The sequence below is a fragment of the Vibrio aerogenes genome (genome assembly GCF_024346755.1).
GTDB lineage: Bacteria > Pseudomonadota > Gammaproteobacteria > Enterobacterales > Vibrionaceae > Vibrio > Vibrio aerogenes.
Map to the genome: position 1 here is coordinate 1988385 of NZ_AP024861.1, position 25633 is coordinate 2014017.

22 protein-coding genes and 1 pseudogene are annotated in these 25633 nt (G+C 46.1%); 8 read left to right on the plus strand and 15 right to left on the minus strand.

What is annotated here, in order from left to right:
* The first annotated feature begins 318 nt into the window (after window positions 1-318).
* Window positions 319-1806 (plus strand): carboxypeptidase M32, encoded by a 1488-nt coding sequence (locus OCV29_RS08820; RefSeq protein WP_073604064.1) that lies wholly within the window; start codon window positions 319-321, stop codon window positions 1804-1806.
* Window positions 1807-1865: 59 nt separating this feature from the next.
* Here OCV29_RS08820 and OCV29_RS08825 read toward each other — a convergent pair whose 3' ends face one another.
* From OCV29_RS08825 to OCV29_RS08845, 5 genes are all read right to left on the minus strand, one after another.
* Window positions 1866-3038 (minus strand): glycoside hydrolase family 26 protein, encoded by a 1173-nt coding sequence (locus OCV29_RS08825; protein ID WP_073604065.1) that lies wholly within the window; start codon window positions 3036-3038, stop codon window positions 1866-1868.
* Window positions 3039-3259: 221 nt separating this feature from the next.
* On the minus strand, window positions 3260-3679 hold the full coding sequence (gene arsC / locus OCV29_RS08830; protein WP_073604066.1) for an arsenate reductase (glutaredoxin): 420 nt from the start codon (window positions 3677-3679) through the stop codon (window positions 3260-3262).
* An 18-nt stretch (window positions 3680-3697) separates the two neighbouring features.
* The gene (gene arsB / locus OCV29_RS08835; RefSeq protein WP_073604067.1) at window positions 3698-4723 is read right to left on the minus strand and encodes an ACR3 family arsenite efflux transporter; all 1026 of its coding nucleotides are present in this window, start codon (window positions 4721-4723) and stop codon (window positions 3698-3700) included.
* Between the two features lie 3 nt (window positions 4724-4726).
* Entirely contained in the window at window positions 4727-5458 is a 732-nt protein-coding gene (arsH, locus tag OCV29_RS08840) for an arsenical resistance protein ArsH (RefSeq protein ID WP_442478219.1), read from the minus strand.
* Window positions 5459-5497: 39 nt separating this feature from the next.
* Window positions 5498-5830, minus strand: a complete 333-nt coding sequence (locus OCV29_RS08845) for a metalloregulator ArsR/SmtB family transcription factor (protein ID WP_217653298.1) — start codon at window positions 5828-5830, stop codon at window positions 5498-5500.
* Window positions 5831-6012: 182 nt separating this feature from the next.
* Here OCV29_RS08845 and OCV29_RS08850 point away from each other — a divergent pair, with 182 nt between their 5' ends.
* Window positions 6013-7356 (plus strand): aspartate aminotransferase family protein, encoded by a 1344-nt coding sequence (locus tag OCV29_RS08850; RefSeq protein ID WP_073604068.1) that lies wholly within the window; start codon window positions 6013-6015, stop codon window positions 7354-7356.
* Between the two features lie 77 nt (window positions 7357-7433).
* Here OCV29_RS08850 and OCV29_RS08855 read toward each other — a convergent pair whose 3' ends face one another.
* From OCV29_RS08855 to eat, 7 genes and pseudogenes are all read right to left on the minus strand, one after another.
* A complete protein-coding gene (locus OCV29_RS08855; RefSeq protein WP_073604069.1) occupies window positions 7434-8657 on the minus strand; it encodes a GGDEF domain-containing protein in 1224 nt (407 codons plus the stop codon).
* A 248-nt stretch (window positions 8658-8905) separates the two neighbouring features.
* Window positions 8906-9887, minus strand: a pseudogene (locus OCV29_RS08860) (OmpA family protein).
* Window positions 9888-10356: 469 nt separating this feature from the next.
* Entirely contained in the window at window positions 10357-10548 is a 192-nt protein-coding gene (locus tag OCV29_RS08865; RefSeq protein WP_073604070.1) for a hypothetical protein, read from the minus strand.
* A gap of 214 nt (window positions 10549-10762) precedes the next feature.
* A complete protein-coding gene (locus OCV29_RS08870) occupies window positions 10763-11269 on the minus strand; it encodes a GNAT family N-acetyltransferase (protein ID WP_245796862.1) in 507 nt (168 codons plus the stop codon).
* 1 nt (window position 11270) lies between these two features.
* Window positions 11271-11669 carry a fosfomycin resistance glutathione transferase gene (gene fos / locus OCV29_RS08875; RefSeq protein WP_073604071.1) on the minus strand — a complete coding sequence of 133 codons (399 nt, stop codon included), beginning with the start codon at window positions 11667-11669 and terminating at the stop codon, window positions 11271-11273.
* A gap of 65 nt (window positions 11670-11734) precedes the next feature.
* Window positions 11735-12559 carry a metallophosphoesterase family protein gene (locus OCV29_RS08880; protein ID WP_217653299.1) on the minus strand — a complete coding sequence of 275 codons (825 nt, stop codon included), beginning with the start codon at window positions 12557-12559 and terminating at the stop codon, window positions 11735-11737.
* Window positions 12560-12763: 204 nt separating this feature from the next.
* Window positions 12764-14128: an ethanolamine permease gene (gene eat / locus OCV29_RS08885; protein WP_073604072.1), complete on the minus strand. Its 1365-nt coding sequence runs from the start codon at window positions 14126-14128 to the stop codon at window positions 12764-12766.
* Between the two features lie 288 nt (window positions 14129-14416).
* Between eat and OCV29_RS08890 the strand changes: the two genes are divergently transcribed.
* The 3 genes from OCV29_RS08890 (at window position 14417) to OCV29_RS08900 (ending at window position 17515) form a co-directional block, all read left to right on the plus strand.
* Window positions 14417-15421, plus strand: coding sequence for a phosphotransferase enzyme family protein (locus OCV29_RS08890; RefSeq protein WP_073604073.1), 1005 nt, complete (start codon window positions 14417-14419; stop codon window positions 15419-15421).
* Window positions 15422-15561: 140 nt separating this feature from the next.
* Window positions 15562-16626 (plus strand): AraC-like transcriptional regulator QhpR, encoded by a 1065-nt coding sequence (gene qhpR, locus OCV29_RS08895; RefSeq protein WP_073604074.1) that lies wholly within the window; start codon window positions 15562-15564, stop codon window positions 16624-16626.
* Between the two features lie 109 nt (window positions 16627-16735).
* The gene (locus OCV29_RS08900; protein WP_073604075.1) at window positions 16736-17515 is read left to right on the plus strand and encodes a DeoR/GlpR family DNA-binding transcription regulator; all 780 of its coding nucleotides are present in this window, start codon (window positions 16736-16738) and stop codon (window positions 17513-17515) included.
* 57 nt (window positions 17516-17572) lie between these two features.
* Here the strand turns inward: OCV29_RS08900 and OCV29_RS08905 are convergent, their stop codons facing one another.
* Complete coding sequence (locus OCV29_RS08905; RefSeq protein WP_073604076.1) at window positions 17573-18052, minus strand: outer membrane beta-barrel protein; 480 nt, start codon at window positions 18050-18052, stop codon at window positions 17573-17575.
* A gap of 107 nt (window positions 18053-18159) precedes the next feature.
* Window positions 18160-22077, minus strand: coding sequence for an ATP-dependent RNA helicase HrpA (hrpA, locus tag OCV29_RS08910; RefSeq protein WP_084193332.1), 3918 nt, complete (start codon window positions 22075-22077; stop codon window positions 18160-18162).
* Window positions 22078-22443: 366 nt separating this feature from the next.
* Between hrpA and OCV29_RS08915 the strand changes: the two genes are divergently transcribed.
* From OCV29_RS08915 to OCV29_RS08925, 3 genes are read left to right on the plus strand one after another with little or no spacing between them, the layout of a single operon-like run.
* Window positions 22444-22806 carry a VC1380 family protein gene (locus tag OCV29_RS08915; protein ID WP_073604078.1) on the plus strand — a complete coding sequence of 121 codons (363 nt, stop codon included), beginning with the start codon at window positions 22444-22446 and terminating at the stop codon, window positions 22804-22806.
* Between the two features lie 36 nt (window positions 22807-22842).
* Window positions 22843-23286, plus strand: a complete 444-nt coding sequence (locus OCV29_RS08920; protein WP_073604079.1) for a tellurite resistance TerB family protein — start codon at window positions 22843-22845, stop codon at window positions 23284-23286.
* A 48-nt stretch (window positions 23287-23334) separates the two neighbouring features.
* Window positions 23335-23892: a gamma-glutamylcyclotransferase family protein gene (locus tag OCV29_RS08925; protein ID WP_073604080.1), complete on the plus strand. Its 558-nt coding sequence runs from the start codon at window positions 23335-23337 to the stop codon at window positions 23890-23892.
* A gap of 63 nt (window positions 23893-23955) precedes the next feature.
* Here the strand turns inward: OCV29_RS08925 and OCV29_RS08930 are convergent, their stop codons facing one another.
* Window positions 23956-25581, minus strand: a complete 1626-nt coding sequence (locus OCV29_RS08930) for an Ig-like domain-containing protein (RefSeq protein ID WP_073604081.1) — start codon at window positions 25579-25581, stop codon at window positions 23956-23958.
* Window positions 25582-25633: the final 52 nt, after the last annotated feature.

Consider the following 25633-nt stretch of genomic DNA (forward strand, 5'->3'; position numbering starts at 1 on the left):
AATTCTGAGCCTGAAAAAACTGACATTGAAATCACCTATGTTTTCGAACAGAAAAAAAACGGTTCGCATTTTATGCAATTTATTTTATTTCACTTAGTTTCTTTTTGAAAAAATTTGAAGTAACGCGCTTATTTGCAACTCACTTAACATAATATGCATTGATTTTGTTTGAATTTTAATCAAACCCATCCCAATTCCGAAAAAATCACGATGCTCAAAAAATACGGATAAATTATTCTGCAGACTTTATAGTGACATCCCGGACTAATCTGTGTTAATCATCTGATCTGATATTCCTGACAAAGAGAACGTTCTGTTATGTCATCATTCGAAAAAATAACCCAACACTACCAGCAAATCTCACATTTCTCTCATGCACAAGCCATGCTTGGCTGGGATGCGGCAGCCAATATGCCGGCCGGCGGAAATCATGCCCGCTCCGGAGCGATGGCAGAACTCGCCCGCCACATTCATCAGCTTTCCACAGCCCCGCAACTGGAAACATGGTTCACAGACGCTGAAAGCGAAAGCCTGACGGATGAGCAACAAGCGATCCTCAGAGAATGTCGGCGTCAGTGGCAATTTGCTACCATTATCCCTGAAGATTTAGTCCGAGCAAAGTCACTGGCGGGTTCAACCTGTGAACATGCATGGCGTACCCAGCGACATAACAACGATTGGCAGGGGTTTGAAAAGAACTGGAAAACCGTGGTTGAGTTATCCCGTGAAGAAGCACAGATCCGGGCCGAAGCCAATCAATGCTCTCCCTATGATGCAATGTTACAACTCTATGAGCCCGGCGCCAGTACTGCAGCACTCGACACACTGTTTGGTGAGACAAAGCAATGGCTGCCTGACCTGATTAATCAGGTGATTGAACAACAGCAAGGTGAATCAGTACTGACGCCGGCCGGACCATTTCCGGCATCTCAGCAGAAACAGTTAGGTGTTGAAGTCATGAAGCGTCTCCGGTTCAATTTTGATCATGGCCGGTTAGATGAAAGTGTCCATCCTTTTTGTGGTGGTGTGCCGACGGATGTCCGGATTACCACCCGCTATGATGAATCTGATTTTACTCAGGCACTGATGGGCATTATTCATGAAACGGGACATGCCCGTTATGAGCAGGGATTACCTGAAAAACTGGCAGGTCTCCCCGCAGGTGAAGCGCGCTCAATGGGCATTCATGAGTCCCAGTCTTTGTTCTTTGAAATGCAGTTAGGGCGTCATCCGGCCTTTATTCAATCCATCTCGTCACTGGCCGCTGAGATGCTTGAATCCCAAGGCAATCCTGCTTTCTCTGAAGACAATCTGCAGAAACTCTATACCCGCGTAAACAAAGGCTTTATCCGGGTGGATGCGGACGAGCTTACCTACCCGGCCCATGTAATTTTGCGTTATGAAATTGAGCGGGATCTGATGAACGGTACCATCAGTCACACCGACGTTCCTGAATTGTGGGATCAAAAAATGCAGAGTTATCTGGGGCTGTCTACCCGGAATAATTTCAAAGACGGTTGTATGCAGGATATTCACTGGACCGATGGTTCATTTGGCTATTTCCCTTCGTATACGTTAGGTGCCATGTATGCAGCGCAGTTTATGGCCGCAATGAAGAAGACCGTTGATGTGGAGGGTGCCTTGAAAAAAGGTGAACTCACCCCTGTTTTTGAGTGGCTGAAAGCACATATCTGGTCAAAAGGAAGCCTGTTTACCACCGGAGAGCTCGTCAGTCAGGCTACAGGTGAAACCCTCAATGCTGTTCACTTTAAAAACCATCTGAAAGACCGTTATCTTAATCAGTAAAATAGAATAATGGCAGAAACTGAACATGAGTGTCCAGTTTCTGCCTGAGTGACCAGCTTCTAACGGTGATAGAGATCGGGAATGGTGTCCAGCAATACAATATCAGGATTGTGATAAAAAGATCTGAAATCATCAGCATTCTTCTGGCGGGGATATGTACCGAAAAAGTGACCTTTTTCTCCGCCGGATTCATTATTATTCCGCCAAACCAAAGCGTAAGAAATCCGGGATGTTTTCCGGTTGGCAAAAATACCGGCAGAAAAACGCTGCGTCCAGAAATGATCTTCTGTCACCCCTTCCTGCCCGCCTTCAGACAGGGCAGATACTTTGTTCTTCTCTGCGGCCAGATCGGTTAGCTTTTCTAATCCCTGCACAAACATCAACTGTTGGGTCTTTGCCGGAAGGAGATTCGCCGGATGTCCGAGATCCCAGTAATTGTCGTATCCGAGAATATCAACATATTTATCACCGGCATAACCGTACAAATATGAAAGTCTGAAGTGCTGCATATCCAACCGCGAGCGATCCGGAGAAAATTCATAAATCAGGTTGTTTTGTCCTTTGCCGTTCAGATAGTCAACCGTGAATTTCCACAGTGCAATATAGTCCTGTTCGCTGGTATGGCCTTTCCCCCACCAGAACCAGTCTCCGTTATGTTCATGCCAGGGGCGGAAGATGATGGGGATCCAGATTTTTTTCCCGTTCACATTAACCTTCAGTCTCTCATTGAAATGAATAAAAGAATCCAGAAAAGTGATCAGTCTGTTGTGATACCGGCCACCGGGGATCAGGTCATGCACATATGATTTTTGGGTCCATGCATTATGCAGGTCGACCGGACTGTACATATGCCAGGAAATCGTATTCACACCACCTAAACGAAAATTTTGCTGAATGTAATACCGGTAATCAGAGAATTTAACCCCATCCAGATTTTGATAATTACCGGTACCAATGCCTCCCAAATCAGCCCCAAGGACTGCCGGAAAAGCCCCGCTGACCAGTTTAATATCAGAGTTCAGTGTGGCTTTACGGCCCTGTCCCCACCATTGTGTGCCATAGGCCAGCGAGTCTTCATGACCAAACATCACTTTGGGGCCCAGTTTAGAGAGATTAAAATACAGATTTCGCGTTTCTTCAGTTGCCTGGCGGTTAATTAAATTCGCTGCAAAGACAGAAGAAGAAAGTACACAGAGTAAGATTGCGGCGGGGATTGTTCGTCTGATTTTCATTTTTCACTCATTATTATTTGATTTGTTGAATAAAAACAAAGTATAGACAAAATATGCAACTGATATAATTGCAAGAATCACATTAAGTACCTGATCACCAGACTCATTCTGATCAGAAAATAAGTGGAATTGGTATGACTTCAGCCTGAAGATAAAAAAGAGTAACCAGCCTTATCAGCTGATTACTCCCTATTCAGAGATGGAAATAAACAGAAAACAAATTAAATCAAACGGTTCCCGTTCTCATCAATAATCACTTCCCCATCTTCTTTCACCAATGGGCCCGGAGGCCACTTCTCCAGCAAGTCCAGTACGGTCTCACTCGGGCGACATAATTTCACCCCTTTTTCAGTACAAACAATCGGCCGGTTGACCAATACCGGATGAACCAGCATCGCATCCAGAATCGCCTCATCAGACACACTTTCATCCAGCAATCCAAGCTCTTTTGCCGGGGATTTGGACGTTCTTAATGCGGTACGTGGCGTCAGACCGGCAGCTGCGAATAACGCCAGTAACTGGGGTCGGGTCCATCCTTCATTCAGATATTCGATCACTTCCGGGTGATATCCTGCATCACGGATGATCTGAAGCACATTCCGGGATGTCCCGCATTCTGGATTATGGTGTATTACAACCATGTCATATTCTCCTTAATTTTATACGCTTACCTGAAACCAGTGTCTTGTCCGGTTCGCAAACCACACGAGTGACAACATGACAGGTACTTCGACCAATACACCGACCACCGTCGCCAATGCTGCGCCGGAATGAAGTCCGAACAGTGAAATAGCAACAGCGACAGCCAGTTCAAAAAAGTTAGAGGTACCAATCATACACGCCGGCGCCGCGACGTTATGTGGCAAATTCATTCGCCTGGCCAGCCAGTAAGCCACAATAAAAATGCCATACGTCTGAATCAGCAGAGGAACGGCAATTAATATGATCGCTTCCGGATTACCCAGAATCGTCTCCGCCTGAAAACCAAACAGCAGAACAACCGTTGCCAGTAAACCTATCACTGACCAGGGTTTCATGATTGCCAGAAAGTGGTTCAGCCGTGAATGGTCATTGGCTTTATCCAGTTTTTTGCGCAATAACATACCGAAAAACAACGGGATCACCACGTACAACACCACAGATAACAGCAACGTATCCCACGGTACGGTAATGTCAGTGACACCCAATAAAAATCCGGCAATCGGTGCAAAGGCAAAAATCATAATGATGTCATTGATTGAAACCTGAACCAGCGTATAGTTGGCATCGCCTTTCGTCAGCTGACTCCAGACAAATACCATCGCGGTGCAGGGAGCAACACCAAGCAAAATCATTCCGGCGATATACTCAGTCGCTGTTTGAGGTTCAACCCAGTCTGCAAAAATGCCTTTAAAAAACAACCAGCCCAGTAAAGCCATTGAAAAAGGTTTGATCAACCAGTTAATCACCAAAGTTAACACCAGCCCTTTCGGCTTTTTGCCTACATCTTTGATTGAGCTGAAATCGACCTGAACCATCATTGGAAAAATCATCAACCAAATCAGCACTGCAATGACCACATTGACATGGGCATACTCCAGACCGGCTATGGTGGCAAAAACATCCGGTGCCATGCTCCCTGTCACAATGCCACCGATAATCGCCAGTGCAACCCACACGGTTAAATAACGCTCAAAAAGTCCCATTATTTATTTCTCCCCAGAGGATGTCTGATTCACACGAGCAATCAGCTGCTCGGCCGTCTCGACCCGTTCTGAATAACGCTCAACCAGATACTGACTGTTATCCCGGGTCATTAAAGTAAATTTCATCAACTCTTCAAGTACATCCACAATCCGGTTGTAATAGCCCGAAGGCTTCATCCGGTCATGCTCGTCAAATTCAAGGAAAGCCTTCGCTACAGAAGATTGGTTTGGAATCGTGATCATCCGCATCCAGCGGCCTAAAACGCGTAACTGATTGACCACATTAAATGACTGAGAGCCACCACAAACCTGCATGACGGCTAGTGTTTTTCCCTGTGTTGGCCGCACCGCGCCCATTGATAAAGGTATCCAGTCTATCTGTGCTTTCATAATCCCGGTCATTGCCCCGTGGCGTTCCGGAGAACACCAAACCTGCCCTTCAGACCACAAAACCAGTTCACGTAATTCCTGAACTTTTGGATGCGTATCCTCTTCGTCATCAGGCAGTGGTAACCCTGATGGATTAAATATTTTCACTTCCGCTCCCATCCGGACCAGCAGCCGGGCTGATTCTTCAATGACCAGACGGCTGAAAGAGCGCTGACGCAATGAGCCATAAAGCAAAAGAATCCGCGGCTTATGCTGAGACAATGGCGGCGAAAAGTGCTGTGTATCCGGCCTCCGGAACTGTGCTTCATCCAGATTCGGCAACGAAAGATCATCAAGATTCATCATTCAACTCCCTTTGAAGCTGTTTGGTTATCATTATTCAGATTATGAGTCACATGAACTGCTACAGGCACAGGAAAGCCGTTCCAGGCAGTCGCTCAGATAGTCTGCATTGTGTTGCTCTGACACATCCAAAACTTCCACTGCCCACTCCGGAAGAGAAGGGTTTAAACGATAGTAGACCCATTTTCCCCGTCTTTCATCCATCACCAGCTCACATTTGCGCAATTCAGCTAAGTGCCGGGATACCTTCGGCTGACTCAACTGCAAAGCACTCTGAAGATCACAAACGCATAACTCTTTGTTTTTACTGATTAACAACAATGTTTTCAGGCGTGTATCTTCAGCAAGGCATTTGAAGAATACTAATGGAGACATCGACATCCTCATATACATCAAACCATATATATGAAATATCGTATATGTTAGATTGATACAGGTCAACCATAAATTTACATCAAACAGCCAAGTTGCATTTGTGTGCATTTGTGTATTTTATTGCTTTTGTGTAAAAATCGTGTCTTAATACGGCGATACCCAAACGACTTCAGGGAGAGATTATGGCGACCCGTTCTACTATTATGGATACCAACAGCTTCAGAGCTGAGCATGCAGCACAACTGGATGAGCAAACCCGTCAACTGACGGATAAACGCGCTCATGTTTTAGGAGAGTCTTACCGGCTTTTCTATCGTAAACCCGTCCATCTGGTGAAAGGACAAGGCCAGTATTTATGGGATGCAAACGGTGACCAGTATCTGGACGTTTATAACAATGTTGCCAGTATTGGCCACTGCCATCCGGCAGTGATTGCAGCAGTCCACGAACAAATGCAGCAGCTCAATACACACACCCGCTATCTGCATGAAAAAATACTGGACTATTCGGAAGCTATTTTATCAACCACGCCAGATTCTATCGATCGGGCAATGTATATGTGTACCGGCTCAGAAGCGAACGATTTAGCCATGCGGATCGCCCATTCCTGGTCTGGCGGTACCGGTATTATTGTCACTCAGGAGTCATATCACGGGACCAGTTCACTGACTTCCGGGGCATCGCCTGCGCTGGGCAGCGGGCAATCGCTTGCTGAAACAACCTTCCTGATCCCAGCCCCGGATCAATACCGGCTTGCCGGAGAAGATCTCGGATTATGGTTTGCCCGCCAAATGGAATTGAAAATTGCCGAAATGGAAGCCAAAGGCATTAAATTTGCCGGTTTCATGGCTGATTCAATTTTCTCATCAGATGGCGTGCTACCGGGACAGGCCGGATTTCTGAAACCTGCCATTGATGTGGTACATCAACATGGCGGCATTTTTATCGCAGACGAGGTACAACCCGGATTTGCCAGAACCGGTGAAGCCTTCTGGGGATTTGCGCGTCACAACATTGAACCGGATGTCATCACGGTCGGTAAGCCTATGGGCAATGGTATTCCGGTTTCCGGCCTGTTTGCCAAAAGTGATGTCATGGCCTCTTTCAGTGATCATATCCCTTACTTTAATACCTTCGGTGGCAATCCGGTGTCCATGGCTGCGGCACAAGCGGTTCTAAAAGTCATTCAGGAAGAAAATCTTCAGGAGCATAGCCAGACCGTAGGCCGCCAGCTGTTAGATGAACTGAAAACCCTGATGGATAAACATGAATGTGTGGGTGATGTGCGGGGATCCGGGCTGTTTATTGGCTTTGAGCTGGTTAGTGATCGTGACAGCAAAACCGCCGACAAGCAGCTGGCCCTGGATGTAACCGAGCGGCTGCGGGAAAAACGGGTGCTGACATCAGTTGCAGGGCCTTACGGCAATGTCCTGAAGCTTCGTCCACCACTGGCATTTCAGACCAAAGACATTGACTGGCTGGTCACAGCACTGGATGAATCACTGACTGAGTTACGGGGTAACTAAGGTCAACACGCTCTAATAAGTTTCAGCAAAACGTAATAAAAACCAGGCTCCCCCGGTTTTCTGCCGGGGGCTGTTTTTCATCGTCTGTTGATATGATGCCATTCTAAGTCATTTTCTGATCTGAATATATCTGTCAGAACCGTATCTTCCAGTCCGACAACCCGGTTACGGCCACTGTGCTTTGCCTGATACAATGCAACGTCAGCCCGCTTAATCATCTGTTCAACACTATCTCCGGCACAGGCACGACAAGCCGCATACCCGAGGCTGGCAGTGACACATTCTGGCGTTTCACCATCATGACTCAGACAAATTTCATTGATTGTCAACCTGACTGCGTTGAGAATCTGTTCTGTACTCTGCATATGCTGCGAGGGAAAAAATATAATAAACTCATCCCCTCCGTAACGGGCCAGAACATCGGATTCAGAGAGGTTACGCTGAATGGCACGGGCAACACGCTGTACAACCTGATCGCCAGCATCATGACCAAATTTATCATTAATCTGTTTGAAGTAATCCACATCAATAATAGCCAGAATAAACGGCTGCCCCGCTTCTGACATATATTGCTGAACATGCTCCCAGAAATAACGCCGGTTATATAGCCCCGTCAGTTGGTCACGGACCGAACTCTGATAATGCCGGTCAACCTGATTAAACAGGAATAATGAGAGTAATGCACCCAACATAAAATTACAGGCAATACTTTGCGCCAGTGTCACCGACGCCTGAAAGAAATAAACATCTTTGAGAAAAGAGACCGCGACAGAAGGTAAAAGCGCGGCCAGAATTAATGAATGTAATGAGATCGAGAGCAGCTTTTCTCCAAACCCATTATAATTTTGCTGCTGGCGGAGAATGGAAATAATAACCAGCAGTAACGTGATATTGTTACCCGCAGCAAAATAGACACGGTAAACAAACGATTGGGGAAACCATTCCAGCATACCGATCTGAATCGCGGTATAGATACAAACGTGGATTCCGCAGACAATATAGTGCCATGGTTTTAACCTCAGCCGATACCAGTGAAAAACACCAAACAGAAGAATATAAAACGACAGCATATAGAGCGCATTACTCACCAACACTGAGATTTCAATATATATCCAGTTACGAACCGCCATGATGACAAAAGCGACGCCCCAGCAAAGGTAAAGCCAGAAAAAACAAATCGCCGCTTTTCGCTGGTGATCATGAATATCCCTTTTCAGCTGAAAAAGAAAAAAACATCCAATCAAGCTACAGCAAATGCTGTCCAGAATATTAACCAGATTGACAATATCCAAATCAGCCACTGCTTTCTTCCTTCAACGGGCAAAAATACTTAAAAATCGAAGAAAATATAACATATAGTTATAATAATTCAGCCCTTATTTACATTTCTATAACCAGAAACTAAGATTTGATGAATTCGGAGTCAAGACCTGATAAAGAAAAGAAAGAAGCCGATCATTCCGGGAAGACGAAAGATCGGCATTTTTACAGATGATAATCAACAAGTGAGACTTGTTATAACTGATTATTTGCTCACAACAGAGATGAATTACTGATATTCAAACACGGGTATCTGAATTTCAACCCGGCGGTTTTTCTCCCGGCCTTGCGCCGTATCATTTGTGGCTACAGGGTCGGCTTCTCCCATCCCTTTTGCTGAAATCCGTTCGGCTTCAATGCCTTTTGACATCAGGAACTGACTGACTGATTTTGCCCGCCGCTCTGATAATTGCTGATTATAAGCTTCGGCCCCTCTGGAATCGGTATATCCGGTGATCATGACTTTTGCCTGTGGATAACGGGACAAAATATCAACAACTTCCTGTAAAGATTCCGTTGAGGTTAATGTCGCACTGTCTGTGGCAAAGGTATTGGTACCACTCAAACTTTTTTTGTACATTTTCGGTTCAGCTGGTTTTTCTTTCTCTGCCGGAACAGGTACAGGCGCTGGTGCCACCATGACTTTTTCAGGTTTTGGCGCTGGTTTGACAATCAAAGGCTGATGTGGCTCGCTTTCCTGACCAAATTTATAACTCAAACCCAGTGTTAGCAGATTGCCTTTGGCGCGAACAAAATCATTACTCATATCAGTCAGCCGCTGATATTCCAGCCGTAACCCCAGATTCGGGAGAATCATATACTCTCCCCCTACAGCGCCCAGAAAAGAAGCATCATCCCCATCACCGAAATTAACAAATCCCATTCCTGCCTTGATGTAAGCAGAAAAGTCCTCCGTCAGCGGCAAATTAAACTTAGGTGCCACAGTCACTGCCGTCACTGTTTTATCATCCAGTCCACCGCCGGTAAATTTACCGAGATAATCATAACCCAGCTCGACAGCGATATGCCTGGAAAATTCATAACCGGTAAAAATACCGCCGCCAAATGAATCATCATCACATTTTTCACCGCTGAGGCATGAGTCATCCAGCCATGTTCCGCCTAACTTTCCCCCCCACATAGCCCTGTGCATGAGACAGGCCAGCCTGCATCAAACAACAAACTGATAACGCTGCAACCAATTTTTTCATCTTTTTTATTCCTTCTGTTTGTTTCTGTTTCCTGAACTCTTTGTCTGTTTATGATGGCTTTGACGCTTATTTTCCGGATAACACAACCCCTGATGATTTCAGAGGTATTAACGGACTTGATTCGCACCTGAGCAAGATAATGAAATTTGCAGACATCGTGACTCTGTGTTGACAATCTGAGATATTCCGGTTCCCGGAGACCCGGCTGCATTGTTTCAAATTCAGTCACTTATTGGTTAAATGTAGTTCATATCAGCGGGAAGGAATGAAAAAATGAAGTCAGTATTTGATAAAAATAAGATTCCCGGTCAATTCGCCGGATGAGGGAATAAAATTAATCACCTGATAAATATAAAGTGATTCCTTTGTTAAAAATAAAAAAGCAAGGCCAGTGAACCAGCCCCGCGGTATTGAATCAGTGTGTTGATAATTCAGTTTTTCAAAAGATAAACAGACCCTAGAGCGTGCTCTAAGGTTTTAAAAAGCTTTTGACCGGTTGGTTTTGCTGCTGTTTCAGCCGTTTTTGTTCTGCTTCTCTGCTTTTCAGTAAAGCTAAAGTTTTTTCACTTTCGACCCAGTTATCATACCGTTGCCTTTCCAGTCGCTCTTTCATCGGTGTCTTGGGTGAATAATCCAGTGGTTTTACTTTAATTCCGCTCATCTGTTCCTCAATACGCTAGTCAACCGCCCCTGAAAACCTGAGATAAAGGTTTTCAGAGCATCCGTTCATGATATCTGGTGATTTCGATATGTATCTTTCGGAACAGAATTATCAATAACATAACTGCTTTCTGCAACACCACACCGGACCTGTCAGTAAAAAATAACATGCAATTGAACAAACGCTGACAAAATTGAGTAAAAAAAAGCACACTTCATTGAAAATCAAGTTTCATCACGTGTTGTGGCCCGGCATCCCCGCCATAGTATAGTTGGTTCGTCTCATTAAAACCCGCGTTCAGGTAGCAGTGTTGAGCGCCGGGATTTCTGCAATTAACGGTAAGGTATATCGACTGATGATCGGGATATTCCGGTGGCAGATACACGGATAAAAGCTGAACAGCTTGTTTCCCATATCCCTTTCCCTGAAACTGCCGATCAATAAAAAATCCCCGCAATCCAAGGCTATCGGAGTGCGCAAAATCATAACGTTCGCCGTAAGCGGTATCGATAAGAAAAAAACCGACGATCTTCTCACCCGCCATCACCAGATGCGGATAAACCGTCCCACTGACAATACTCAGGATATCCATGATATGCCCGACAAACGGAAGTTGTTCCTCATTCACTTTCAGCCGGGAGACTTCAGGTAAGTACCTGATCGTCATCCGGATAAGCCTGACATTCTGATGGCGTTCACTTGTTATAGCATCCGGATACATATCAGAGCCACTCCATCCCGGTATACGGCACTGACTTAAGACTTTCCAGCCTGCTTTTGAGATCACCGGCATGGATTTCAAGCTGATGTCCATCCGGGTCAAGCAGGTACAAAGACGCCCCTTCACTCCGGTTCACTTTCCACTCCCGGATACCAGTCAGCGCCAGTCGCGCTGTAAAGGCAGTAAAATGTTCAGCCGGAATATCAAAAGCAATATGTGTATAATCAGTTTTCGGACAAGGCGTCCCACAAGACAGGCAAAACCACAGGGAACCAAGCGACAAATATGCCCCCTGATTCCATTTTACATGTGCTTTCATCCCCAGTGTGTGCGTATAAAAGTGAAGCGATCGTTCTAAGTCACTGACAGTAATTGTAATATGATTCAAACCAGACAGCATTCCCTGCCCTCCAAATTTTTATCAGTAATTTACACAACATCTGTCTGTAAATAAAGTTACCCGGTTCATTCAACCTGAATCAGATAGCGTGAAGTGCCTTCAAGCACTGCGCAACGGAGAACACCTCTGTAATAAATACCGGAATCCAGATTAATCCGGTTCGGCAAACTTTCAGGCAGGGCACTTGGGGTATGACCATGGACAACAACTTTACCGAAGTCCATTTTAGAGTGGAGAAATTTATGTCTGATCCATATCAGGGACTGAAGGCTCTGATTGTCCAGAGGACGGATGGGATCAACACCCGCATGGACGAAAAAATAGTCATCAACTTCAACTGACTGCTTCAGTGACAGAAAAAAAAGCCGGTGCGACTCAGGTAATTGCTCCAGAAAAACCTGCCGAACTGCAGCAGCAGCTTTATCATCAGTGAGCCCCTGTAAAATAAGCTGACGTGGTACACCATAAGATAACAGCGTTTCCAGCCCGCCCTGACTCCCCCAAACAGGGAGAACCGGCCGCTCCCGGATAAAATCAATGAGCCATTGTTCGTGATTCCCCAGAAGAAATATATGGCTTACTGACGAATCCTGCTTTTCAGCTTTCAGCAGGCGATCGACAACTTGTCTGCTGTGTGGTCCCCGGTCAATATAGTCACCGAGAAAGATGATACACGCCTTCTCTGCCAGTGCAGTCTGACGGTCTGCCTGAATTGCATCCAGCATTTTTTCAAGTAAAGCATCATGGCCATGAATATCGCCCACAGCATAAATGAGAGATGACGAGACGGCCGGTTGCTCAGAACGGAAATGAGCCCAGCCCGGAGCGGAGAAGTCGGTTGATAAAGGGATTCTGCCTGGTACTTTTTGATTGCTCATCAGATCGGTCATATGAATCACAACTGTATGATGAATATAGTCAGTGCTCCCGGATGATGCGAGTGTCAAACCAGTAAAAAAACCGGCCACAACATCGTGTGACCGGTTGATTTGATACCGTCATCAGAAGTCAGTTATTGACCGGCTAACGATTCATCACCAACGAATTACTCGCCAACTAATTATTTTCACTAACTAACTATTTTCACTAACTAATTATTCACCAACTAACATCAAGTCTTGAACGGCCTCATCACGCTGTTGCTGTGTCGCCCTGAAATAGAGATATCCGACAAACATCATCGCCGCAAATATCAGGGCAATCGTGAAGTTAAACCAAATCATCGCGATAAATGACACGACAGATAAGACCAATGCGATTGCCGGAACGATGGGATAAAACGGTGCTTTGTAACTCCGGCTCATACCCGGTTCAAGACGACGTAACCGGAACAGACTCAGCATACTCATCATATACATGACAATGGCACCGAATACCGCCATGGTGATCATGGCTGCCGTCAGGCTCATTCCCTGCAGGTTAATAATGCCATCACTGAAAATGGCAATAATTCCGATCACACCGCCGGCGATAATTGCCCGGTGCGGGGTATCAAACCGTGACAGGTTTGATAAACTTTTGGGTAAATAGCCTGCCCGCGCCAAAGCAAAAAACTGACGGGAATAGCCCAGAATAATCCCATGGAAACTTGCGATCAGACCAAATAAGCCAATCCATACCAGCATATGTAACCAGCCTGAATTATCACCAACGACCATCTTCATCGCCTGAGGCAACGGATCATTAATGCCAGACAGTTTCTGCCAGTCCCCGGCTCCACCGGCAAACATCATGACACCCAGCGCCAGTACGACCAGCGTCAAAATCCCGGAAATGTAAGCTCTCGGGATAGTTCGTTTCGGATCTTTCGCTTCTTCCGCAGCCATTGCTGCCCCCTCAATTGCAAGGAAAAACCAGATAGCAAAAGGAATTGCCGCAAAAATACTTGAAACGGTACCGGCACTGAAATGCTCACTGCCTGCCCAACCATTTAGCATAAAGTTTGTCATACTGAAATCCGGTGCAACGACACCCATGAAAACTAACAGCTCAATGACCGCCAAAACTGTCACACACAGCTCAAACATCGCAGCCAGTTTAACGCCCAGAATATTAAGTCCCATGAAAATCAGATACGCACCTACTGCAGCGTATTTAGGATTCAGTTCCGGGTACTGAACATTCAGGTAGGCACCAATCGCCATCGCAATCGCCGGTGGTGCAAAGACAAATTCAATCAAAGTTGCCAGACCGGCAATTAAACCACCGGTTTCACCAAATGCACGACGGCTGTAAGCAAACGGCCCGCCAGCATGTGGGATTGCCGTAGTCAGTTCGGTAAAACTAAAGATAAAACAGGTATACATCGCAGCAACAATTAAAGTGGTCACTAAAAATCCAAGTGTGCCAGCAACGCCCCAACCATAACTCCAGCCAAAATATTCTCCTGATATGACCAACCCGACAGCAATACCCCATAGGTGGATTGTTCCGAGTGTCGGTTTTAATTTCCCTGTCATCAAATACCTCCTGTAATCTCACTCATTCATATGGTGAATCAGCAATGCCATCAATGTTTATAGCCTGCACTATCACCCGGGTCCGTCAGACCCTTAATCGATAGTGCGCAATCATCCGCAAGAAAACTTGACACGATAGCAGCAAGCATTGCGCTTTAAAGTCAAATGACCGCCTATCTTTTTTCTGTTGTTACATAAAGTCAACATTTCGTCATGTCAGGTCAAGCAACTTCACCGGCTTCAGGTAATGCTATGAAAGAACAAATCAAGGCACTTAAAGGAGTAAGTATGTCAACAGAACAATATGACACCCTGACGGATCAGCAAATCACTTATCTGGCACAACAGTTATTACAAACCTATCCCAGTCAATATGCCGGACAAATTCGCCTGTTGTGTCGTTCTGAAAATGCGACCTTCAAAATTACTACAGCCAGACATCGGTATGCGATGCGGATTCATCGCTGTGGCTATCACAATAAGAATAATATTCTTAGTGAACTGGCCTGGCTAAATGCGTTAAGGGAAACAGGAATCATTGTTCCGGAAGCGATTGCAGGAAATAATGGTGACTATGTTCAGACTATAACGTCAGCCGATGGCACAATCAGACATGCCGTTTTATTCCACTGGATCGATGGCGATATGCCAACATCTGAAGTTAATCCGGAATCTTTTCAACAGCTTGGTGCGATTACTGCTCATCTGCATCAACAGAGTCGTCAATGGGACAAGCCTGACTATTTTGATCGTCTGTTGTGGAATTTTCAGACCATGGTCACCGATCAAAGCCACTGGGGGCGCTGGCAGGATGCTCCAAATCTCAGGCAGGCCGATCATCCGATTATCGAAGAAAGTTTACAGCAGGTTTATACCGCACTGCACGATTACGGCCAGGATGCTAACCGGTTCGGCCTGATTCATGCCGATTTACGCCTGACGAATCTGTTACTGCATGAGGGAGAAACCCGCGTGATTGATTTTGATGATTGTGGCATGGGCTGGTATATGCATGATTTAGCGGCAGCCATCAGCTTTAATGAACACTTGCCAAATGCACAGGCATGGGTAGAAAACTGGATCACAGGCTATGAACGGATCGGACATTTAACCCAGGCAGATATCGATATTATCCCGGCCATGATTATTCAGCGACGTATCCAGATGCTGGCATGGACCGGCACCCATGCAGAAACAGAAATGACCCAAAGCCTTGGTCATCAATGGGCGGATGAGTCAGTGCGTTTATGCAGGAAATTTCTCGAAACGCAGGCACTACCAGTGGGCATTTAAGCCTGTATTTTGCACCAAGATCAGTCATTCAATCTCTGGTAAACACATGAATACCTCTATTTTTCATATAGTTAAGTCATGGTTTGATAATTGCTTATATCCTGCATGGTTTACCAGCTGATATCAGGGGTTCAGTGACGATGCAAAAAACGGTGGTCTCTCATCAACATATAACCAGTGCGCTCAGCCAGCGTCTCTCTGCCAATCAGGGCGTGCTGTCTGCGGCTGCAACGGGGCTGGATGACTTTATAACCCGGGTCGGCGGCAATGCGGATCAAATTCTTGGCTGTTGTGATGTTGACCCGGAAATCATTGTCAGCCCAACACAAAGTATCAAATTAGTGAATTATTGCCGTGTGCTTGAAGAAGCTGCATCACAGGCAGACTACGACAATTTCGGACTTCATTATGGCAAGCAGTTTCAGCCACAATCGCTGGGACTCATTGGCTATATCGGCTTGTGTTCTGCAACGCTGGAAGAAGCTTTAAGAAATGTTGCCTGTGCTTTTCACTGGCATCAGCATGATACATTTGTTCAGCTGACGGATATGAAAGACTGCTGGCGGTTTGATTATCAGATTCGTCATGGTGCAATCATCTGCCGACGTCAGGATGCCGAGCTGACGCTGGGCATGATCATGAACCTGATTCGCTCAGCAACCGGCGTCAAATGGGCACCCCGTGAAGTTCATTTCGAACACCCCCGCCCGGAACAGTGGCACGACCACTGCAAAGTATTTGACGCACCGGTTTACTTTGATCAGCCATATAATTCACTGATTATTCCTAAAACCGATGTTGTCCGTCCCATGCCAAATCATGATCCCATGTTATTGAGTGTCATGTTGGATGCCTTACAACATTTGAATACAACATCATACCGTCAGAACATCGTCGAGCAAACCCGGGCTCAGATACAGATTTCACTGATTCACGGCGAGCCGGATCTGGAAGCAACAGCAGATCAGCTTGGCATGTCACGCTGGTCGTTACAACGGCGTCTGCAGCAGGAAAATATTACCTTTTCCCGACTCGTGGACCATGTGCGGTGCGAACTGGCAACCCATTACCTGAAACAGCAAAAATTACCCATTTCAGAAATGGGTATGCTGCTGGGTTATTCGGAAACCAGTGCTTTTTCCAGAGCATTTAAGCGCTGGTTTGGCGTCAGTCCCCGCCAGTTCAGACAGCATATGTCAGGCTAATCATATACCCTGAACCCGATCGGCAGCCGACAAATTTCACGCAATACTGCCTCTTCTGCCGGCTTAGGTATATACTCTGTTCTTTTGTCTCAGGATATACACAGCATTCATGTTACAGCATGTCAGATTACACCGGATTCAGACGCTGCTTTCTAATCATCAGCAGGTCAGTACAGAACGCTTAATCCGGGAACTGGGCGTTTCCAGAGAAACGATTCGCCGCGATATTATCACTCTGGAGAATCAGAACCTGGTCCGGCGCGTCCATGGCGGGATTGTGGCACTTCAGGTACCTCAGCAGGAAGCCCCGCTGACAGAACGGCAAGCCAGTCAAACGAAAGAAAAAAAGGCAATCGCACAAACACTGGCGGAAATGCTCTCTCCGGGGCAAACCATATTCATTGATTCAGGGAGCACAACAACCCGGGTGGCTGAAGCGCTTTCTACGATGTCTGGTCTGACCATTATCACCAACAATATTCAGGCCGCGCTGAGGCTGAATGCCTCGGAAGGCCGGGAACAGCTGAATAATCAGATCATCTTACTGGGGGGCGATTTACAGGCTGATGCGAAAGAAACCAGAGGTGAAGAAACGCTGAACACAATCTACCGATACCGGGCCGATATGGCGGTGCTCTCACCAGTTGGCATTTGCGGCTACGGCGCCAGCAGTTTTTATCGCTGGGAAAGTGCAATTGCCGAAGCCATGATTCGCCAGTCAAATCAATGTACTTTGCTGGCAGACCATACCAAAATAGGCAAACAGAGCCGCTTTTATTATGCCCGGCCGGAACAAATCACGACTGTGATTACCGATAGTAAGGCCAGCGAACATGAACAGTTTCAAACACTGGAACAACAATACCGGCAAATGATCATCGCAAAATAAGACAGGCCAGCAATTGCTGGCCTGTCTTTCCTGACGAATTAGGTACACAACAAAGTCTTATAAGAAGTGGAATGTCGCATTCAGCTGATAAGTTTTCATATCACTGCCATCCATCTCATAAGTCTGAAAGCTGGCACCCACGGTAACCGGCCCCATCACAGAGAGCTCAGCGCCCACACCGTACATGATATCCAGACCATCATCGACTTTAGTTCCGTCTTCTTTTTTATCCCAGGAATGTAAACCACCCTTGGCATAAACATGAAGCGGACCTAAATCAAGACTGGGTTTTGCAGCGAAATAAACTGTATTAGCCTCTGTTTTAACAGAGTTAACCGTCACTTCTTCAAATTTTGTCATGCCGGCTTCTAAGCCAAGTAATGGTAAAATACCTGTTCCAACATGGACGTTATAAGTCGTACCATGTTCACCTTTGTAGTCAGACTCACCTACGGACGCGCCACCGTAGATAAGTGAATCTGCCAGTACAGATGTTGATGCACCCAAAAGTGCTAATCCAATCAGTAATTTTTTCATGATAAACCTTCTCTGTATAACGACCATGTTAAACGGCGAAAATTTGCCGCACACCGCCTGAAATCCTTCAATGATACGTCACTGAATATAGTAAGCAAAATTTGAGCCTAAAATTCATCGATTGCATTTTTTATTCGCTTATCTGAAACAGGATAAGGCGTACCGAGCTGCTGGGCAAAGAAACTTACCCGGAGCTCCTCAATCATCCAGCGAATTTCCCGGATACCAGCCGGAACTGTCGCCCCCTTCGGAATCTTATTGAGTAACTCACGATAGTCTGATACCACTGATTCTATTTTCAGCATATGGAGCCGGTCTTTATTTGGATCAATTGGCAGTTTTTCCAGCCGTCTTTCAATCGCTTTCATGTAACGCAAGATATCCGGAAGCCTTTGCCAGCCGCACTCAGTGGCAAATCCTTTGAAAATCAGCCCTTCAATCTGTGCTTTAATATCTGATAAAGCAAACGCCATCGCCAAATCAACCTTCCCTTTCAGCTTTTTGTTGATCTGAAAAGCGGTGGTCAAAATCGATTCAACCTGTCTGGCAATATCGACAACGGTATCACCCAGCTCCGCTCTGACATGTTCTTTCAATGCTTCAAAGGCATCGCCCTGCCATACCAGTCCGCCTTTTTCTTCGATCAGTTTATCAACACCACAGGCAATGCAGTCATCAATCAAATCCAGCACCTTCCCATATGGATTAAAGTAAAGACCCAATTTGGATTTATTAGGCAGATTCTGATGCAAATATTTGATCGGTGACGGCACATTCAGCAAAATCAACCGCCGCTGGCCTGCCTGCATGGCAGTGCGTTGTTCTTCTTCAGTCTCAAATAACTGAACCGAAACGCTGTCTTTTTGATCCACTAATGCCGGGTAAGCTTTAACATCAAAGCCGCCTTTTTTCTGCTGATAAACCTGTGGCAGTTCGCCAAAACTCCATGTATGCAGGCCTTTTTGCTCAATATCATCGTCCGCAACCTGTGAGAGTGTCTCTTTTACTTTCTCTTTCAGACTGTCTTTCAGCGCATATAAGTCTTTGTTTTCCTTGAGTTTCTGGTGGCAATGATCAACTGCACGGAAAGTCACTTTCAAATGTTCAGCAACCTGATCAAGATTCCAGTCTTCACGTAAAATTTCAACCCCGGTCATCCGGCGCAATTCCTTTTCCATCGCATCCAGCAGCGGCATTTCCATGGGAGTAACCCGGGCCAGAAATGCATCCGCATAGTTAGGTGCCGGAACAAAGTTTCTGCGCAGGTTTTTCGGTAATGATTTGATCAGGCTGACAACCAGTTCATGTCTTAATCCCGGAATCTGCCAGTCAAAACCACCCGGTTCAACCTGATTGAGGACCGGTAGCGGAATGTGTACTGTGACACCGTCACAATCATCACCCGGTTCAAACTGATAGCTGAGTTTGAGCTTCACGCCGTTTTGATGCCAGAAGTTCGGATAATCCAGCTCTGTGATATGGCTGGCATCTCCTTTCAGCAACATCTCTTTTTCAAAGTTCAGTAACTCTGAATTATTTTTCGATGCTTTCTTCCACCATGTGTCAAAATGGCGACCTGAAACGACCTCCGTTCCGACACGCTGATCGTAAAACTGATACAACGATTCGTCATCGATCAGAATGTCACGACGTCTGGATTTGTGCTCCAGTTCTTCAACTTCTTCCAATAACTTCCTGTTGTTGCGGAAAAATGCATGCTTGTTTTCCCAATCCCCTTCAACCAATGCACTGCGGATGAATATTTCCCGACAAATCACCGGATCAATATTGCCATAGTTGACCAGTCGCTTACCAACGACCGGGATACCGTACAACGTGACCTTCTCATAAGCCATCACTGCGGCACGTTTTTTAGACCAGTGAGGTTCACTGTAACTTCGCTTAATCAGATGTTGCGCCAGCGGTTCAACCCATTCCGGCTGAATTTTGGCAACCACTCTCGCCCATAGTTTGGAAGTTTCGACCAGCTCAGCAGACATGACCCACTTGGGCTGTTTCTTAAACAGACCAGAAGCCGGGAAAATATGGAAACGCGCATTTCTCGCTCCCTGATATTCGCTTTTTTCCTGATCTTTCAGACCAATATGGGATAGTAATCCGGTTAACAGCGCTGTATGCACCGCCTGATAGCTTCCCGGTTCATCATTGAGTTTAACGTTCAATTCACGCATCACCTGATGCAACTGAAAATAGAGGTCTTGCCATTCCCGAACCCGGAGATAATTCAGATACTCGGCTTTACACTGTCTCCGGAACTGATTATTGCTTAAAGCTTTCTGCTCTTTTTTCAGATAATCCCACAGATTAACAAAGGTTAAAAAATCTGAGTCTTCGTGGAAAAATCGCCGGTGTTTATCATCCGATGATTGCTGTTTGTCTGATGGACGCTCTCTGGGATCCTGAATTGACAATGCAGATGCAATGATCATGACTTCATGCAGGCATCCAAGCCGTGATGCTTCAAGCACCATTCTTGCCAGCCTCGGATCGATGGGTAAGCGCGAGAGCTTTTGTCCGGTAGACGTCAATCGCTTCTTACCTTCCTGACCTTGCTTTTCATGAATCGCCCCGAGCTCTTCAAGCAGGCGAACCCCATCCTGAATATTCCGCCGGTCGGGTGCTTCCACGAACGGAAATGCTTCAATATCTCCTAATCCAAGCGCCGTCATCTGTAAAATAACCGAAGCGAGATTGGTTCTCAGAATTTCAGGATCGGTGAACTCCGGACGGGACAAAAAGTCATCTTCAGAATACAGACGGATACAGATCCCGGCTTCCACCCGGCCACACCGTCCTTTTCTCTGATTCGCACTTGCCTGTGATACAGGCTCGATAGGTAAACGTTGTACTTTGGTCCGGTAGCTGTAGCGGCTGATCCTTGCCGTGCCGGGATCAATCACATACTTAATACCCGGCACAGTCAAAGAAGTTTCAGCCACGTTGGTCGCCAGTACAATTCTGCGTCCGGTATGGGACTGAAATATCCGGTTTTGTTCCCCGGCAGATAACCGGGCATATAGCGGCACAATTTCAGTATGTTTCAGGTTTCTTTTCGTCAGCGCATCAGCCGTATCACGAATTTCACGTTCACCATTCATGAAGATCAGAATATCGCCGGGACCTTCATCGAACAGTTCATCAACGGCATCATAAATACCTTCGAGCTGGTCACGGTCACTTTCATCTTCACCGCCCAAAGGCCGGTAACGGGTTTCAACCGGATAAGTTCTGCCGGATACCTCAATGATTGGCGCATCGCCGAAGTGTTTAGAAAAACGCTCAGGATCGATAGTCGCAGAAGTGATGATGACTTTCAGGTCCGGTCGTTTGGGTAAAAGCTGTTTCAGATAACCCAGGATAAAGTCAATGTTCAGACTCCGTTCATGGGCTTCATCAATAATCAGCGTGTCATACTGATTTAAAAAACGATCATGTTGTATTTCTGCCAGCAGTATACCGTCGGTCATCAGTTTAATTTGTGTCTGATCGGATATCTGATCATTAAACCGGACTTTATAACCCACAAACTCGCCCAGCTGCGACTGTGTTTCTTCGGCAATCCTTGCAGAAACAGAACGGGCGGCAAGACGGCGTGGCTGGGTATGACCGATCACACCATAGACTCCCCGTCCTAATTCAGCACAGATTTTCGGAAGCTGAGTCGTTTTTCCCGACCCGGTTTCCCCGGCGACAATCACAACCTGATGGGCATCGATCGCTTGTGCAATTTCCTCCCGTTTCTGGCTGACCGGTAATATATCCGGATATTCAATATGCACCGAAGCCTGACGCCGGAGCTCTGCCGTCATCATTGAGTGTGCGATATCCTGTGCAATTTCATCAAATACAGCTTGCTTTGCTGCGGGATTTTTAATTTTATTTGCGCCCTGAATCCTTTTATTGAAACGGAATCTGTCTTTTTGCATGCAATCATTTAATGCCTTGCGCAATGTTCCGTATGAATTCTGGTTCGATTCGTGGGCCTGAGGCTGTGACGATGTCAAAGCGAATCCTATTACATTCTGATTAAAACTGGGCGGATTGTACCATAATCCATCCGGAGGATACCAAGCTCACGATAAAGCTGTTTTATGAGAGATTCGGGTCATTGTTTCAGGAAAAACTTTTCTTTTCTGCTGACTTTCATTCAGACTTGGATATAGCGCCGGTGAACAGGTTTGTTCAGTCAACCCTTCACTGTATTTGCAGTAAAAACCGTACCAAAGATCAACAGACACTGAAATATCTGGTATTTTATTGATTTGGATATTTTTGTTTTAAATCTCAGTAAACTCACTCAGGTGACAAATGGTCCGTTTATTCAGTGCTTCGTTTATTGAAACCATACATTCAGATGAGACATACATAACGTGAAAGCCTCCAGACTTGTGCAATTGCTTCACTCCCTGACCGGCGACCCGGAAGTGGTTACGGGTGAAGCATGGCTGCCGGAAAGACTGGTTCATGCAAAACAGCTGGATAATTACCTGTTTCTGGAATTTGACAATGCGCCGGAAGAGACTCAGGGTGAAGAAGAAGGCCGTGGATTTGTTGAGCATGAAATCACTCTGATCAGAGAACAGATTATGCAAATCTTTCAGGAAGAGGCTTCGCTGCACAGCAAACAGGAAGCAATTCTTGCTTTGATCTTGTATGCTCACGAACGAACCTCTTCTGAAGTTGTCGAAATGTTAGGTCATTTTGGCGAAAATTCGCCGATTAATGATGAATAACAAGATTTATTCGTTTTTTTCATCAATGGAACAGATATGTTGAATGCAATTACGTCTATTTTTAAAGAGCTGTTTGATGCTCAGTCATCAACCAGTGAAGAGCAGCCTGATCTGGCAATTGCCTGCCTGCTGACTGAAGTAGCCTGTGCTGATCATCACCTTGCCGGTGAAGAAAAAATTGCCCGCCGTCAGATCCTGCAAAAAGTCTGTCAGGTCAGTGAAACGGCTGCTGACGCACTGCTGCATCAGGCGGACCAATTAGTGCGCGATTCTGCCTCACTTTATGATTTTACCTCCCAGCTTCGTTCTCTGTCTCATCCGAAACGTTATGAACTGATTCAGGCGATGTGGGAACTGGCACATACAGATGGTTATATTGACCCGTTAGAAGATGCAGTCATCCGTAAAACGGCTGAGCTGCTGTATGTTGATCACAGTGAGTTTATTCGTGCGAAAATCAGCGTTTCGGATAATATTTAACCGCCTGCTGGTTTCGCACAACAGATTAGATTGATGAAAGGCTAATTTATGTCGGTTTATATTTTTGGCTACGGCAGCCTGATGAATTCTTCTTCACGCCGTTTAACCGGACAAACAGGTCAGGCGATACCTGCCGTTGTCTCCGGTCTGATCAGACACTGGGGCAAAGTGGATGACAGTTACTTCGCATCACCTCTGGTTTCAGAACCGGGTGCCGGGTTAGTCAACGGCGTATTGCTTGAAATTATGGATGAAGCGCTGGAAGAATTTGATAAAAGAGAAGCAGGTTATCAGCGGATACCTCTGCTTGCTGAACAGTTTGAAGCCCCTCTGGATCTCACGACCGAAGATGATATCTGGGTCTATATCAAGTCTCAGCCCCTGCCACCCTGTGAGAATGTGCCGGTTTTACAGACTTACATCGATACCGTCCTTTCCGGCTGTCTTGAAATCTCTGAAGATTTTGCCCGCTTCTTTATTCGCCATACGCGAGGCTGGCAGTCACCGGTTGATAATGATCGACAGCAACCGCGGTACAAAAATTATGCGGGTATTCCTGAACACCATATTGAACTTATTGACGAATTACTGGCAGTTCATGCCTGAGTGGATCAAAAAAATCTCCGGGAAAAATACCCCCCGGAGATTAAAACAAAAGCCGCTCAGCTTTTATTGAATTTCAATTTCGGTGCCATCCACATACACTTTACAGTCTTCTGTCGCGCAGCGAATATTGCTGTAAGTTGTATCTGTATCCGTTAATGAAGTCAGATAAGAAGTACCGGTCACCAGCCACTGGCTTTCAGCATCTAAGGTCAAAGAGACACTGGATGCCGTGTTATCTGTATTGATAGCGCCTTTCAATTCGGATGGTTGCAGATCACTGTGTGCCAGAGTGATATCCGCTGTACTGACATCATCCACAATCACATCCCCGGCCAGTTTGACTCCGTTTGCAGTGAAGTTTGCAATACCGCCCTTGTAGTCCCAGTGTTTGTTCAGTGCGGACAACAAGAGTGTCGGACAACTGTTGTTCACTTCAACATCATTCAGGGTCATCGTCCCTGTCTGGTTCGCAACCACAAATGCTGCACAGTTATCGGTTGCCGTCTCTGAAGTGTTCGAGGTATCGGTATAGTTGAAGACACCCCCGGTCATTGTAAAGCAGGAACCCACACCGCATTCACTGTTGTCCGCATCACCGGACATACTTTGATACAGGAAGACACCGCGGTGTTCATCCAGATCAGAGATACCATTGAGGGTCACATTGTCCAGAGTGACGACATTACTGCCTTCCAGTACAACCACTTCAGCATTGGTCGTCGTAAATGTCGCATCGGAAGCAGTAATGGTACCTGTAGAATAGATACCAGCAGAACGCATACCTGTGGCTTTATAAGTACCACCGTGAACAATCACTGTACCGCTGCCCCGATCCGTACCTACAACCGAACTTGAAGCACCTGTCGTTAATGCGTCCACATTATTTGCGATAATGGTGCCGCCTCCGGCTGCGAAAACTGCGTGACCGCCGTCAGCAGTTGCTTTCATGGTTGTATCCGAGACAGAAATAACGCCGGAACCATAAGCAAAAACAGAATTCGCGCCCATACCTGTAGAGGTAATGCTACCGCCATGAATGGTCAGATTACCGCCATCATAATTCAGTACAGCGGCATTGAGACCAAAGAAGCTGCTCTCTTCATTACTTGAACTTTCACCGGATGTTGTAATGGTTGGTTGTTCCAGCACCAGTGCAGCATCAGAACCGGTCACACAGACAGCACTATCACTGTCAGTACTTGTGGTATAAGTTGCACCTTGTTCAGTGAATGTACCGGAATCAAGCAGATAAGATGCGGTTCCCCGGCCGCATGCACCTGATGTCCAGCTGCCGTAGTCTGATGTTTCAACGGTCAAAGTGACCGGCTGAGACATACTATCTTTGTACGCTGGCGCACCATTATATTTTGCAGAAAGATTGTGAGTTCCTTCCGTCAGGACGGCTGTGAATGATGCAGCCCCGGAAGACAAAGGTGCAGCCCCCAATACTGTCGGGCCATCCATAAAGGTAATGTAGCCGGTTGCATCTGAAGGTGTGACAGAGACCGTGAGTGTCACAGTGTCTGTTGTGCTTGCAGAAGCGACAGATGAAGCCAGTGTTGTTTTAGTAAACGCGGACGGTAAACCCGCAGGATTGACATCCGGTGTAAAATCATGCGCACTTGCACAGACTGAGCCAACGGACAACATAATTGCCAGGGGATAAGTTGTTTTATATAAACATTTCATTTTTATATTCCTGTTTTTAACCCTGAAAGTACATGGGTTATTCATTGCTTAA

Bases quoted from the DNA above. Each gene is read 5' to 3' on its own strand.
- OCV29_RS08845 (WP_217653298.1), bottom strand. From the start codon at position 5,830: ATGTCTCCATTAGTATTCTTCAAATGCCTTGCTGAAGATACACGCCTG.
- OCV29_RS08820 (WP_073604064.1), top strand. From the start codon at position 319: ATGTCATCATTCGAAAAAATAACCCAACACTACCAGCAAATCTCACAT.
- fos (WP_073604071.1), bottom strand. From the start codon at position 11,669: ATGCTGTCTGGTTTGAATCATATTACAATTACTGTCAGTGACTTAGAA.
- qhpR (WP_073604074.1), top strand. From the start codon at position 15,562: ATGCAAAAAACGGTGGTCTCTCATCAACATATAACCAGTGCGCTCAGC.
- OCV29_RS08865 (WP_073604070.1), bottom strand. From the start codon at position 10,548: ATGAGCGGAATTAAAGTAAAACCACTGGATTATTCACCCAAGACACCG.
- arsH (WP_442478219.1), bottom strand. From the start codon at position 5,458: ATGATGAATCTTGATGATCTTTCGTTGCCGAATCTGGATGAAGCACAG.
- OCV29_RS08890 (WP_073604073.1), top strand. From the start codon at position 14,417: ATGTCAACAGAACAATATGACACCCTGACGGATCAGCAAATCACTTAT.
- OCV29_RS08880 (WP_217653299.1), bottom strand. From the start codon at position 12,559: ATGACCGATCTGATGAGCAATCAAAAAGTACCAGGCAGAATCCCTTTA.
- OCV29_RS08825 (WP_073604065.1), bottom strand. From the start codon at position 3,038: ATGAAAATCAGACGAACAATCCCCGCCGCAATCTTACTCTGTGTACTT.
- OCV29_RS08900 (WP_073604075.1), top strand. From the start codon at position 16,736: ATGTTACAGCATGTCAGATTACACCGGATTCAGACGCTGCTTTCTAAT.
- OCV29_RS08850 (WP_073604068.1), top strand. From the start codon at position 6,013: ATGGCGACCCGTTCTACTATTATGGATACCAACAGCTTCAGAGCTGAG.
- eat (WP_073604072.1), bottom strand. From the start codon at position 14,128: ATGACAGGGAAATTAAAACCGACACTCGGAACAATCCACCTATGGGGT.
- arsB (WP_073604067.1), bottom strand. From the start codon at position 4,723: ATGGGACTTTTTGAGCGTTATTTAACCGTGTGGGTTGCACTGGCGATT.
- OCV29_RS08925 (WP_073604080.1), top strand. From the start codon at position 23,335: ATGTCGGTTTATATTTTTGGCTACGGCAGCCTGATGAATTCTTCTTCA.
- OCV29_RS08930 (WP_073604081.1), bottom strand. From the start codon at position 25,581: ATGAAATGTTTATATAAAACAACTTATCCCCTGGCAATTATGTTGTCC.
- arsC (WP_073604066.1), bottom strand. From the start codon at position 3,679: ATGGTTGTAATACACCATAATCCAGAATGCGGGACATCCCGGAATGTG.
- OCV29_RS08920 (WP_073604079.1), top strand. From the start codon at position 22,843: ATGTTGAATGCAATTACGTCTATTTTTAAAGAGCTGTTTGATGCTCAG.
- OCV29_RS08905 (WP_073604076.1), bottom strand. From the start codon at position 18,052: ATGAAAAAATTACTGATTGGATTAGCACTTTTGGGTGCATCAACATCT.
- OCV29_RS08870 (WP_245796862.1), bottom strand. From the start codon at position 11,269: ATGTATCCGGATGCTATAACAAGTGAACGCCATCAGAATGTCAGGCTT.